Raw genomic sequence first — 12,871 nt, 5'->3', positions numbered from 1 at the left:
AATATAATATAACACAGTCACGGATGGCGTGCAAGGTCTGCCCGGAATTGTGTTGCCTGAAATTGTCCCTCAGAACAAACTCAACTGATTGGTTTCCGGAAGCTCTTTCAGGCAGCCGAATTCCTGCAGCAACTCAATTACGGTTTTCGACGCCCGGGAACGCTGCTGCAGATCTTCCACCGACAAGAACGGCCCCTGCTCGCGGGCTGCCACGATCCCCCTGGCCGCCGACTCGCCGACGCCGGCCAGAGCCCCGAAGGGCGGCAGCAGACCGTCCTCCATCACGATAAATTTCGTCGCGTCCGACCTGTACAAGTCAAGAGGATAGAACTTGTATCCCCTTGCAGTCATCTCAAGCGCCATCTCCAATACGGTCAGCAGCGCTTTTTCTTTGGGAGCCGCGTTGATTCCTTTCGCTTCGATTTCCTCGATCTTCTTCCAAATCGCTTGATAGCCCTGGCACATCAACTGCAGATCAAAGTCGTCCGCACGAACGGAAAAATAGGTGGCATAGAATTCCAGCGGGCGGTACACCTTGAACCAGGCGATCCGCACAGCCATCAAAACGTAGGCGGATGCATGCGCTTTCGGGAACATGTACTTGATTTGCTTGCACGACCAAATGTACCAGTCGGGCACGCCGAACGACTTCATGTATTCCTCGTCTTCCGGCGACACCCCTTTTCCTTTCCGCACCGATTCCATGATTTTGAACGCTCGTCCGGGTTCCAGTCCTTTATAGATCAAATACACCATGATGTCGTCGCGGCACCCGATCACATCCGACAGTTTGCAAACCCCTTTGCGGATCAACTCCTGCGCGTTGTTCAGCCAGACGTCGGTGCCATGGGACAGCCCGGAAATCTGGACGAGTTCGGCAAAGGTGCTCGGCTTGGTGTCTTCCAGCATCTGTCGCACAAACTTGGTGCCAAATTCGGGAATTCCGTAGGTACCCGTCTTGGAACGGATCTGTTCCGGCGTGACACCGAGCGCTTCCGTGCCGCTGAACAACGACATGACTTTCGGATCGTCGACAGGAATCGTCTTCGGATCGATCCCCGTCAGATCCTGCAACATCCGGATGACGGTCGGATCGTCGTGGCCGAGAATATCAAGCTTCAGCAAGTTGTCGTGAATCGAATGAAAGTCAAAATGGGTCGTCCGCCATTCGGAACTGCTGTCATCCGCCGGATACTGGATCGGACAGCAATCGTAAATCTCCATGTAGTCGGGGACGACAATAATGCCGCCGGGGTGCTGGCCGGTGGTCCGTTTGATGCCGGTACAGCCGTTTACCAACCGGGTCACTTCCGCGCTTCGCAGGTTCAGCCCTTTCTCTTCCGCATATTTCTTGACGTAGCCAAATGCGGTCTTCTCCGCCACGGTGGCGATCGTGCCCGCCCGGTAGACATGGTCGGCGCCGAACAATTCCTGCGTGTACTTGTGGGCGCGCGGCTGGTATTCGCCGGAGAAGTTCAAGTCAATATCCGGCACTTTGTCCCCCTTGAAGCCGAGGAAGGTTTCAAACGGGATGTCCTGGCCGTCTTTTTTCAGTTTGACGCCGCACTTCGGACAGTCTTTATCGGGCAGATCGTACCCCGACCCAACCGATCCGTCCGCGATAAACTCACTGTATTTGCAGGACGGACAAAGGTAGTGGGGCGGCAGAGGGTTGACCTCCGTAATCTCCGAAAAAGTGGCGACCAGCGAAGAGCCGACCGATCCCCGCGATCCCACCAGATAGCCGTCCGCCAGGGATTTTTTCACCAATCGCGAGGAAATCAGGTAAATCACGGCAAACCCGTGGGTGATGATCGAATTCAGTTCTTTTTCCAGACGCTTTTCCACAATTTCCGGCAGCGGATCGCCGTATAACCGCCGCGCCGTTTCATAACACATGTTGCGCAGCTCGTCATCGGCGCCTTCAATCACCGGCGTGTACAGTTTGTCCGGTATCGGACTGACGTCCTCGATGCGGTCGGCAATCCGACGCGGGTTGTCCACCACCACCCGTTTGGCGGTTTCCTCCCCGAGATAGGAAAAAGCGTCCATCATCTCATCGGTGGTCATAAAGTACAACGGCGGCTGGTCGCCTGCCTGCGCGTCGCCGACAGACTGTAGGAACACGTCGCGGTAGATTGCGTCTTCCGGATTGAGAAAATGCACGTCTCCCGTCGCCACCACCGGTCTGTCCAACTGGTTCCCGATTTCGATGATTTGGCGGTGATAGTCTTTGATCGACTCCAGGGAAGAAACCGACTCGTTTTTCAACAAAGGCTTGTAGTGCTCCGGCGGTTGAATCTCGAGGTAATCGTAGAACTCTGCGATCTCCGCCAATTCTTGCCGGTTTTTGCCCCGCAGGATCGCCTGGAACAGTTCCCCCTGCTGGCAGGCGGTCCCGATCAGCAGCCCTTCCCGGTATCTCACCAGCAAGCTGCGCGGCACCCGGGGCACGCGATAGAAATGGTTCACATGGGATTCGGAAACAATTTTGTACAGGTTCTTCAAACCCGTTTTGTTTTGCACCAGAATGGTGGCATGGAACGGACGCATCCTCGAATAGTCGACATCCCCGTCGTTTTCGTTCAACTGGGACAACCGCTCGATCCCCTGTTCCTTCAGGTCTTTCAGCATGTGCTGAAACACCTTCGCGGTTGCCACCGTATCATCCAGAGCGCGGTGGTGGTTGACGAGTTCGACGTTGAATTTTTGCGTCAACGTTTTCAACCGGTAGTTTTTCTCCGCCGGATAGAGTTTGCGGGCAAGCGGCAGCGTGTCCAGCACCGGGTTGGTCCATTCCGGCATGCCGATGCGGGCCGCGCAGACCGAAAGAAAGCCGAGGTCAAACTCCGCGTTGTGAGCGACCAGTACCGCGTCGCCGACAAACTCCCGGAACTCGCGAAGCGCCTCCGCCAGCTTCGGCTTGCCTTTTACCATTTCGTTGGTGATACCGGTCAACTCCGTAATCTTGGGGGTGATTTCGATTTCCGGGTCGATCAGGGTCGTCCACTCGCCGATCATTTCCGGCCCTTTCATCTTCACCGCGGCAATTTCGATCAACGTGTTTTCCGCCGCGTTCAGACCCGTCGTTTCCGTGTCAAACACGACATACGGCGTCTTGTCGTTCATGGGATAATCATTGCTTTCGGTCAGTTTATAGATGATCGGCACGCCGTCGTCCACCACGTACGCTTCCAGCCCCAAAATGCACTTGATGCCCGCTTTTTTGGCGGCGTTGTACGCTTCCGGGAACGACTGCACGACGCCGTGATCCGTAACGGCGATCGCCGGATGTCCCCATTTGGCGGCTTGTTTTACCAGGTCGCCGACGGCCGTCACACCGTCCAGTGCGCTCATCTGCGTATGCAGATGCAGTTCCACCCTTTTTTCTTCCGCCGTATCCTTGCGCGAGGGCGGCTCGCTCTCAAACAGGTCCTGGACGATGAGCACAAGCTCTTTGGCAAAGGTGTCAAATTGAACGGACCCCCGCACCTGGACCCATTTTCCGTCCGCAAGAAGCTTCAGGCTATCCAACATCTTTCCCTCTTTGGCAAAGAGCTTGCACATGATCGAATCGGTGAAGTCGGTGACATTAAACTGGAAAAGGGTCCGTCCGCTGGCAAGTTCCCGCATTTCCACCCCGAACACTTTGCCCTTGACCGCAACTTTTCGCATTTCATCGCCGATCAGCCGGATTTCGGTAAGCGGGTCGTCGATCTTTCTGCCGATCGCCAGCTTTTCCGGCGGCAAAGCGTCCGGTTCCGCCTGCGAAACTTTCTCTTTTTCCTCATCCAGAGCCTTTGCCTGCCGTGCCTGTTCGACCAGAAGCTGTTCTTCCTCGATGTTTCTCTGGCGAATCAGTTCGACTTTTGCCTGCGCTTGCTCGTCCAGGCGGAACCGAAATTGAACCTGTAGCCCCACTTCATCGCGGAACCACTTCTCAAGCGCCGAGGAAATCCCCTTTTTCTGCATGTGTTCGACGGAAAGATGATTGATGAGCGCAAGCGTAATCTGATTGCTGCTCACTTCCCGTTCCGCTTGCCGCAGCGCACTGGCGCAAACCGGGTCGGTTGCGCACACCCCATCGACCGCCAGATTCCAGTACGCGTCAATCCATTCTTCCAGCTTCTCAACCTCGGCCGGATACCGGAACCGGGTGACGATTCTGGCTTTCAACGGCAGCCGGTTTTGCAGTCCTTCCACAAATTGCCGGTAAACCACTGGCGGCAACCGGTCCGGACAAGCGAGGCAGACAGCCACTTGTTGTTTGGAGCGCGACACGACGACTTTTTCAATCAAGATTTGTTGCGCGTGTTGACCGACTTCCGGTTCTACCCACCCTAACATTTCAGCAAACTCGGAAAGACGTTTTCCGTTTGTTTCCAACAAACTCAATGGCCAGACCTCCTCCTGAAAAACCGCCTATGCAACAATGCCGAAGGATTCGTGTGTCCATGTGCGAACCGCCGGCAGACAGCCGTCCATGACCGCAACGCCTGCATTGGCGCATCCGTAGGCATTACTTTGGCGGTGCCCCAGCCCCGGGCAACAGTGCGCAAGTTCACTATTTGCCGAGCACTCGCAAGATCTCCCAGTACATTTTGAGACGAGCGGCAACCCCCCGGGCCAGCCCCAGCTTTTCTTCCTTCATCCGCTGCGTCACATCCTGCAGGATGACTTCCGCAACGGGCAGTTGCAAGCGTTTTGCGTGACTCGTTAACGCCAAATCGACTCCATAGCGGGTTTTGTCCAACCCAGGCAGGCTCTCCAGCAGTTCCCGGCGCAAAACGCGCTGGCCGGTGATGGAAGGAGCGATTTTTTGCGCCCAGTCGGTACGGAAACGGCCGGAAGCGAATATCCCTATCGACATCGCCGCTTCCCCGTTCAACACCGGTTTGCCGAGGGCCCGCACATGATGTTTTTGCAATCCGACCAAGTCGGCGTCCAACAAGGTGAGAAAAGGGGTCTCGCTGGCCTTGAGACCGGCAGCGATGGCCCCTCCTTTTCCCTGATTGCGTTCCAAGCGGATGACCCGTACCCCGAAGGCGGCCGCCACTTCCGCCGTGCGGTCGCCGGAACCGTCATCCACCACGATGATTTCCTGAAAATCGGGCATATCCGCCACGACATGCAACACGCGAGCGATATTGGCAGCTTCGTTGTATGCGGGAATGATCAACGTGTTCACGTTGCAGCCTCCTGTCGGAAACGATTAGTAATTGTTTCCCCCATACAACGGTGTTTTAATCCTTGTACCATCCAATTTTTACCTGCTGTTGTTCACCAGTTCGGCGATCCGGGCAAACGCTTCTTCCACCGCAAGTTCCTGCTGTGCGGGGTTCGCTCGTTCTTTATATTCGACGCGCCCTTCGGCAGCTCCTTTTCCGACCGTCACGCGAACCGGAATTCCCGTTAAATCGGAATCTTTGAATTTCACGCCGGGACGTTCGTCCCTGTCGTCCAGCAGGACTTCAATGCCGGAAGCCTGCAGCCGGGCGTACAATTCTTCCGCCACTTTCATCTGCACTTCGTCTTTCACGGAAACGGGGATCAGATGCACATGGAAAGGCGCAACCGACATCGGCCAGACAATGCCGTTTTCGTCGTGGCTTTGTTCGACGATCGCAGACAAGATCCGGGAGATGCCGATTCCGTAACAGCCCATAACCATCACCTGTTCCTTGCCGTTGGCGTCAAGGTATTTGGCACCCAAGATCTCGCTGTACTTGGTTCCCAGTTTGAACACATGGCCAACTTCGATTCCTCTGTAAAATTTGAGGGTTCCGTCACAGCGCGGACAAGCGTCGCCCTCGGTCACATTGCGGAAATCGCCAGTCCGTTCCAGCGGAAAATCAACACCCGGGCGGACATTCTTCAGATGGAAGTCTTTCTCGTTCGCGCCTGTGATGCCGCTTGGCATGGCGGCAACTTCGCGGTCAACCAAGACCGGAACGGACAAACCGACAGGACCGGCGAATCCCACCGGCGCACCCGTCACTTTTTGCGTGGTCTCCGCATCGGCCAACTCCACATGGATGGCGCCAAGGTAATTTTTCACCTTTACCTCGTTGACTTCATGATCGCCGCGCACCAATACGGCAACCGGCTGGCCATCCGCCAAGTAGATCAGCGTTTTGACCAACTGCCGGGGGTCAATCCCGAGCGACCCGGTCAATTGCTCGATGGTGGAAAGGCCTGGCGTATGGAACTTTTCGCGCTCGCTGACCGCCGCTTCGCTGTATTCCCGCTTTCCGGCGCCCGCCTCCGCCTTCTCCAGATTGGCCGCATATTCGCACTTTGTACAAACCGCAATCGTGTCCTCGCCGATATCAGCCAGCGCCATAAACTCGTGGGTGCCTCCTTCGCCCCCGATCGCGCCTGCATCCGCTTCAACCGCGCGGAAATTCAAACCGCATCTGGTAAAAATCCGGTTGTAAGCTTCGTACATCGACCAATAGGACTTGTCCAATCCTTCCCAATCCAGATCGAAGGAATAGGCATCTTTCATCAGAAATTCCCGGCCCCGCAACAATCCGAAACGCGGCCGGCGCTCATCCCGGAATTTCGTTTGAATTTGGTAAAGGTTCATCGGCAGCTTGCGGTAGGAACGAACCTCGTTGCGGACCAGTGTGGTCACCACTTCCTCGTGGGTGGGCCCCAGGGCAAACTCACGGTCGTGGCGGTCGCGAAGCCGGATCAATTCAGGGCCGTAGACCTGGTAACGACCGGACTCCTGCCACAACTCGGCGGGTTGCATCGCCGGCATCAAAATCTCCTGCGCCCCTGCGCGGTCCATCTCTTCCCGCACGATCGCTTCGACTTTTCTTAATACGCGCCATCCCAAAGGCAAGTATGTATAAATCCCCGCCGCCAACTGCCGAATAAATCCGCCTCTGAGCATCAGCCTGTGGCTGATCGCTTCCGCTTCCGCCGGGGCTTCCCGGAGAGTCGGCAATAAAAAGGTGCTTTGTCGCATGTTCGAACCTCCCTTAAAACATGGATGTTTTACTCCGCTGTTGCGGCGGCCACCGATGGCCTGGTGTCGGATACGCCGCACGGATGCGGCGGTTGTATTGTCTTTCTTTTACGTCAGGGCCAACTCGCGCGCGGTTCGGCGAGCCCAGTCGTCGTAATGCAAAATGTCCTCCAGCGTCGGATCGGATACCGGAGCGTGCCGTTCGATCACGGCCTGCAAAGTTCTCTCAATGTCGAGGAAGCCGATTTTCCCCTGCAAAAAAAGATCCACAGCCGCTTCGTTGGCCGCGTTCAGCACCGCAGGCAAACTGCCGCCCGTTTTCCCGACTTCATAAGCCAGACCCAGAATCGGAAAACGGACCAAATCCGGTTCGAGAAACGTCAATGTTCCGACCGCCAGCAGATCCAGCGACGGCCAGTCGGCTTTCAACCGGCGGGGATAGGATAACGCATACTGGATCGGCACCCGCATGTCCGGCGTTCCCAACTGGGCCAAGACGGAGCGATCCTGGAATTCGACCAGGGAATGGACAATGCTTTGTGGATGGATCAGAACTTCAATCCGCTCGTAAGGCAAACCGAACAGCCAGTGGGCTTCGATCACTTCCAGCCCTTTGTTCATCAAGGTGGCCGAATCGACTGTGATCTTGGCGCCCATCGACCAGTTGGGGTGAGCCAAAGCGTCCGCCGGGGTTGCGGCAGCCATTTCTTCTCTCGTCTTGTCGCGGAACGCGCCGCCGGAAGCGGTCAGCAGAATCCGTTTCACTTCCTTTGCCGTTTCACCGTGTATGCATTGAAAAATGGCCGAGTGCTCGCTGTCAACCGGAAAGATTCGCGAGCCGGTTCGCGCCGCCAAACCGGTTACCAGATGTCCCGCCGCCACCAGAGTCTCTTTGTTTGCCAGGGCAATGTCCTTGCCGGCCGCAATGGCGGCCAGAGTCGGCCGGAGCCCCAGCGTTCCGACAACCGCCGTTACGACGATATCCGCATCGTCGCAGCCGGCTACCGCGTCCAGCCCCGCTGGTCCCACCTCGACTTTCACCCGGTTGCCGAATCTGTTTTTCACTTCGGCTGCCAAATCGGGAGTAGCGACCGACACCAGGGCAGGATGAAATTGTTCAATCTGCCGGAACAACTCCGCAAGATTCGATCCGGCGGCCAAGGCTGCCACCTCAAATTCCTCCGGGTGGGCGGCCACCACCGCCAAAGTCTGCGTGCCAATCGAACCGGTAGACCCTAATATCGCCAGCTTTTTTGTCATGTGACACCTCAAACCTGCACTTTCAGAACAAGTACAAGAAGATGATACGCGATAGGCGCCGCAAATAGCAAGCTGTCAAACCGGTCGAGCACTCCTCCGTGCCCGGGCAAAAGCGAACCGGAATCTTTCACGTCCATGGATCTTTTGATCCCCGATTCGACAAAGTCCCCGATTTGACCCGCAACCGAAACCGCCAGCGCAACGGCAATCCACTGTCCGACCGGCGCCGCTCCTTTCGAAGCAAAAAAGAAAACGGTTCCGATCAAAGCGGCTGCCGCAAGTCCGCCAACCGTGCCGGAAACAGTTTTATTCGGAGAGATCGCCGGCCAGATTTTCGGACCTTTCAATGCGCGTCCGACAAAATAGGCGCCGCTGTCGGTGGCCCAAATCGTGAACAGGACAAACAGGAACAACAAAAGCCCGTCCGGCAGGTCTCGCAATCTCACGGCATAGTGCAGGGACAATCCGATGTAAAGGGTGCCGACAAGGATATGGGACATATCCCGGAAGGTATAGCGGTTTTTCATGACAACGCTCATAAACAAAAACCCGTAGACGATCCACAGCAGCATGGCGGGCTGGGATTGCAGCCACTCCATCCCGTGCAAAAGCCACGTTTCCGTCAGAACAAACCCGGCCAGCGAAGGGATTTCAAAATAACCGTATCCCTTCATGCGGAGCAGTTCGGCAAATCCGATCAATCCCAGCAGGGAGATCAAACCGGCAAACCAACTCCCCCCCAAAACGACAACCGTCAAAAAAGCGGCACCGCCAATGATGCCAGTCAGAACTCTCTGCAACAACATCCCCGGCTCACTCCTATTTCAGTCCGCCAAATCGTCGGCCGCGTTTTTGGTAGGCGCGAATCGCTTCAAAAAAGTGTTCCCGTGTAAAATCGGGCCAAAAAATATCGGTGAACCAGAGTTCCGTATAAGCGCACTGCCAAAGCAAAAAATTGCTCAGCCGCAATTCGCCGCTCGTCCGGATCAGCAGATCCGGATCGGGGATCCCTTTGGTCAACAGGCGGGAATTGACGGTTTCTTCGTGAATCTCCTCAACGAAAAGAGTGCCTTTGCGCACATCTTCCGCAATCGCTTTGATCGCTTCGATGATTTCGGCGCGGCTTCCGTAATTCAATGCGATATTCAACAACATCCCGGTATTGGCCGCCGTTTTTTCCACCGCTTCGTTGACCGATTCCTGCGTATGGGCGGGCAGGGCCAAGACATCGCCGAGAATTTGAATCCGGACATTATTCTGGATCAGACTTTGCAATTCCGATAAAAGAAATTCCTGCGGAAGCCGCATCAGGAAATCGACTTCCTGTTCAGGCCGCTTCCAATTCTCCGTCGAGAACGCGTAAAGCGTTAAAATTTGCACCCCGATCTCATTGGCTGCCTGCGTGATCTCTTTGACGCTTTTCATGCCGGCCCGGTGACCCGCCACCCGCGGCAGGCCCCGTTTTCTGGCCCACCGCCCGTTGCCGTCCATGATTACCGCGACGTGGTAGGGAATCCCTTCCGCGGAGAGTTCCTGCAGCCCGCTTGTTTTTTTGCGCTGAATCAAATCTTTGAGGTTCATCGTCGTCAGTCCCCCGGAATAGAACTAACCCCCCTTGGGGAAGGGGGTTGATCGAGATTACACTTCCATAATCTCCTGTTCCTTGGTTGACAGGGCTTTGTCGATTTCTCCGATATATCGGTCTGTCACGTTTTGAACTTTTTCCTGTGCCCGGCGGCTTTCGTCCTCCGAGATTTCGCCCGCTTTCTCAAGCTTTTTGATCTCCTCGTTGATGTCCCGGCGGATGTTGCGAACCGCCACCCGCGCTTCCTCCGCCATCTTCCGCGCCACTTTCGCCAATTCTTGCCTTCTTTCTTCCGTGAGAGCCGGAATGGCGATTCGGATTACAGACCCGTCATTTGTCGGTGTCAATCCCAAATCCGCTTTCAGAATCGCTTTTTCGATCTCCGCCAACGCCCCCTTATCCCAAGGAGTGATGACAAGCAGCCGCGGATCGGGAGCACTGATGCTTCCCAACTGGTTGATGGGCATGGCGGAACCGTAATATTCCACCTGCACTTTGTCGAGGATGGCCGGGTTCGCCCGTCCGGCGCGAATTGTGGCAAACTCCTTCTTCAGATTGCCGATCGCTTTGTCCATGCGTTCCTCCGTCTTTTTCAGCAAATCGTTTGTCATTTTTGTCCCCCCCGTACGACAGTTCCAATTTGTTCCCCCAGAATGGCCCGTTTGATGTTGCCTTCTTCCGAGATATTAAACACGATGATCGTCATATGATTGTCCATGCATAGCGAAATGGCGGTGGAATCCATTACGCCAAGCCCCTTGTTCAACACCTCTAAGTAAGACAGTTCCTGATACTTGACCGCATCGGGATTCGTTCGCGGATCTGCATCATACACCCCGTCCACCTTGTTTTTCGCCATCAGGATCACTTCGGCCTCGATCTCGGCGGCGCGGAGAGCGGCGGTGGTGTCAGTCGAAAAATACGGATTTCCGGTACCGGCGGCAAAAATCACCACACGCTTTTTTTCCAGATGGCGAATCGCGCGTCTGCGGATATACGGTTCGGCTACTTGGCGCATTTCGATCGACGTTTGGACGCGGGTCTGAACGCCAACCTTTTCCAGCGCGTCCTGCAAAGCCAGAGCGTTGATCACCGTTGCCAGCATCCCCATATAATCGGCCGTTGCCCGGTCCATGCCCTGCGCGCTGCCGGCTACACCGCGCCAAATGTTGCCGCCTCCGACGATAATCGCAACTTCGGTTCCGAACTCGACGATTTCTTTGATCTGGGAAGCGGTGGAATTGATCACCGCGGCGTCAATCCCGTATCCGGCCGAACCTGCCAGCGCTTCACCGCTTAACTTCAGCACCACTCGTTTGTATTTCGGTTGAGGCATCTTCCATCCTCCACTTCATTAAAGTTCTACAAAAAACAAGCCACTCCTGCACCAAGCTGGAAAAAAGGGAACACTTTTGTGTTCCCAAGAGGCGATGTCAGATTTTTGCTTGCGCCATAACTTCTTCCACAAAGTTGTCCTGCTTCTTTTCAAGCCCTTCTCCCATCTCAAACCGAACGAAGCGGCGGATCGAAATGTTTTCGCCGATTTTGGCGATTTTTTCATTCACGAGTTCCTGGATGGTCTGATCCGGATTTTTCACAAACTCTTGCTCCAGCAGGCAAACGTCCTTGAAGAATTTGCCGATTCGGCCCTCCACAATCTTGTCGACGATGTTGGCCGGTTTTCCTTCGTTGAGGGTCTGGGCCCGCAGGATCTCTTTTTCCTTTTCGACAACGTCGGTCGGAACCTCTTCACGCCGGACGTATAAAGGTTTCGCAGCCGCAATGTGCATCGCGACGTCTTTTACGAAGGAACGGAATTCATCCGTTTTCGCCACAAAGTCGGTTTCGCAGTTCACTTCCACCAATACGCCGATCTTACCGCCCATATGTATATAGGATTCAACGATACCTTCCGCAGCGATCCGGCCGGCTTTTTTCGCCGCTGCGGCAAGACCTCTCTCGCGCAGCAACTCAATGGCTTTCTCCATGTCGCCGTTGGCATCGGCAAGAGCTTTTTTGCAATCCATCATACCCGCACCGGTTCTTTCGCGAAGCGCTTTTACATCACTAGCAGAAATACTCATCGTTCAGAGCCCTCCTTCATGTACAGTCATTTCCATTTATCGGCGGCGCCATTAAAAAATCCGCAGTTCCGGGATCTTGGCGCCAATGAATGCGCGAAACGTGAAAAAAGGGTGCGAGGGTCGTCCAACCCTACCGCACCCCTCATGAACCTTTTTTACGCAGTTTGTTCGTCGTTGCCTTGAGTACCTTCGATGATCGCATCCGCAATTTTCGCGGTCAACAGCTTCACCGCGCGAATCGCATCGTCGTTGCCCGGAATCACATAATCGATTTCATCCGGATCACAGTTAGTGTCGACGATTCCGACGATCGGGATTCCCAATTTGCGGGCTTCCGCAACGGCGATACGCTCTTTGCGCGGATCGATGATAAAGAGTGCGCCAGGCAAACTCGTCATGCCTTTAATGCCGCCGAGGAACTTTTCAAGGCGTTCCATTTCTTTCTTGAGCTGAATCACTTCTTTTTTGGGAAGAACGTCAAACGTGCCGTCTTCCTGCATGCGTTCCAGCTCATGCAGACGCTCAATCCGCTTGCGAATGGTGCCAAAGTTGGTCAGCGTGCCGCCCAACCAGCGCTGGTTGACATAGAACATGCCGGAACGTTCCGCTTCCTCTTTGACGGAATCCTGAGCTTGTTTCTTGGTTCCGACAAACAGCACGGTCTTGCCTTCAGCGGCAAGGTCGCGAACGAAATTGTACGCTTCCTCGACTTTCTTAACCGTTTTCTGCAGGTCAATGATGTAGATTCCGTTGCGTTCGGTGAAGATGTAGCGAGCCATCTTGGGGTTCCAACGGCGTGTCTGGTGACCGAAGTGAACACCCGCCTCCAACAGCTGTTTCATGGAGATGATCGCCATATCCTCTACCTCCTTTCGATGGTTGATTTCCTCCGCTGCCTTCATCCCGCGGAAAACAACGCACAGAGTCGGCGTTGCACCTTTCTCGCAGTCCCTGCAACGTGTGTAT

General features: G+C 55.2%; 10 protein-coding genes. All 10 read right to left on the bottom strand.

The genetic code is table 11. The annotated features are described in order from the left end of the window. Positions 1–69: 69 nt before the first annotated feature. The 10 genes from AC4ED1_RS01120 to rpsB all read right to left on the bottom strand — a co-directional run bounded on the left by AC4ED1_RS01120 (position 70) and on the right by rpsB (position 12,762). The gene (locus tag AC4ED1_RS01120) at positions 70–4,386 is read right to left on the bottom strand and encodes a PolC-type DNA polymerase III (protein WP_490935776.1); all 4,317 of its coding nucleotides are present in this window, start codon (positions 4,384–4,386) and stop codon (positions 70–72) included. Positions 4,387–4,564: 178 nt separating this feature from the next. Further along, entirely contained in the window at positions 4,565–5,188 is a 624-nt protein-coding gene (locus tag AC4ED1_RS01115) for a glycosyltransferase family 2 protein (protein ID WP_490935559.1), read from the bottom strand. Between the two features lie 78 nt (positions 5,189–5,266). Beyond that, positions 5,267–6,976: a proline--tRNA ligase gene (locus AC4ED1_RS01110; RefSeq protein WP_490935558.1), complete on the bottom strand. Its 1,710-nt coding sequence runs from the start codon at positions 6,974–6,976 to the stop codon at positions 5,267–5,269. A 108-nt stretch (positions 6,977–7,084) separates the two neighbouring features. Next, the gene (locus AC4ED1_RS01105) at positions 7,085–8,236 is read right to left on the bottom strand and encodes a 1-deoxy-D-xylulose-5-phosphate reductoisomerase (protein ID WP_490935557.1); all 1,152 of its coding nucleotides are present in this window, start codon (positions 8,234–8,236) and stop codon (positions 7,085–7,087) included. An 8-nt stretch (positions 8,237–8,244) separates the two neighbouring features. Further along, positions 8,245–9,042: a phosphatidate cytidylyltransferase gene (locus AC4ED1_RS01100; protein ID WP_490935556.1), complete on the bottom strand. Its 798-nt coding sequence runs from the start codon at positions 9,040–9,042 to the stop codon at positions 8,245–8,247. Positions 9,043–9,055: 13 nt separating this feature from the next. Continuing rightward, entirely contained in the window at positions 9,056–9,817 is a 762-nt protein-coding gene (gene uppS, locus AC4ED1_RS01095) for an undecaprenyl pyrophosphate synthase (protein ID WP_490935555.1), read from the bottom strand. A 57-nt stretch (positions 9,818–9,874) separates the two neighbouring features. Continuing rightward, positions 9,875–10,432, bottom strand: coding sequence for a ribosome recycling factor (gene frr / locus AC4ED1_RS01090; protein ID WP_490935554.1), 558 nt, complete (start codon positions 10,430–10,432; stop codon positions 9,875–9,877). Then, on the bottom strand, positions 10,429–11,157 hold the full coding sequence (gene pyrH, locus AC4ED1_RS01085) for a UMP kinase (protein WP_490935553.1): 729 nt from the start codon (positions 11,155–11,157) through the stop codon (positions 10,429–10,431). Before pyrH ends, frr begins: the two co-directional genes overlap by 4 nt. A gap of 97 nt (positions 11,158–11,254) precedes the next feature. Continuing rightward, a complete protein-coding gene (tsf, locus tag AC4ED1_RS01080) occupies positions 11,255–11,905 on the bottom strand; it encodes a translation elongation factor Ts (protein WP_490935552.1) in 651 nt (216 codons plus the stop codon). A 155-nt stretch (positions 11,906–12,060) separates the two neighbouring features. After that, on the bottom strand, positions 12,061–12,762 hold the full coding sequence (gene rpsB, locus AC4ED1_RS01075; protein ID WP_490935551.1) for a 30S ribosomal protein S2: 702 nt from the start codon (positions 12,760–12,762) through the stop codon (positions 12,061–12,063). Positions 12,763–12,871: the final 109 nt, after the last annotated feature.

Source organism: Effusibacillus sp. SKA8, from assembly GCF_058273125.1.
This window is presented reverse-complemented; position numbering and strand designations above follow the sequence as displayed.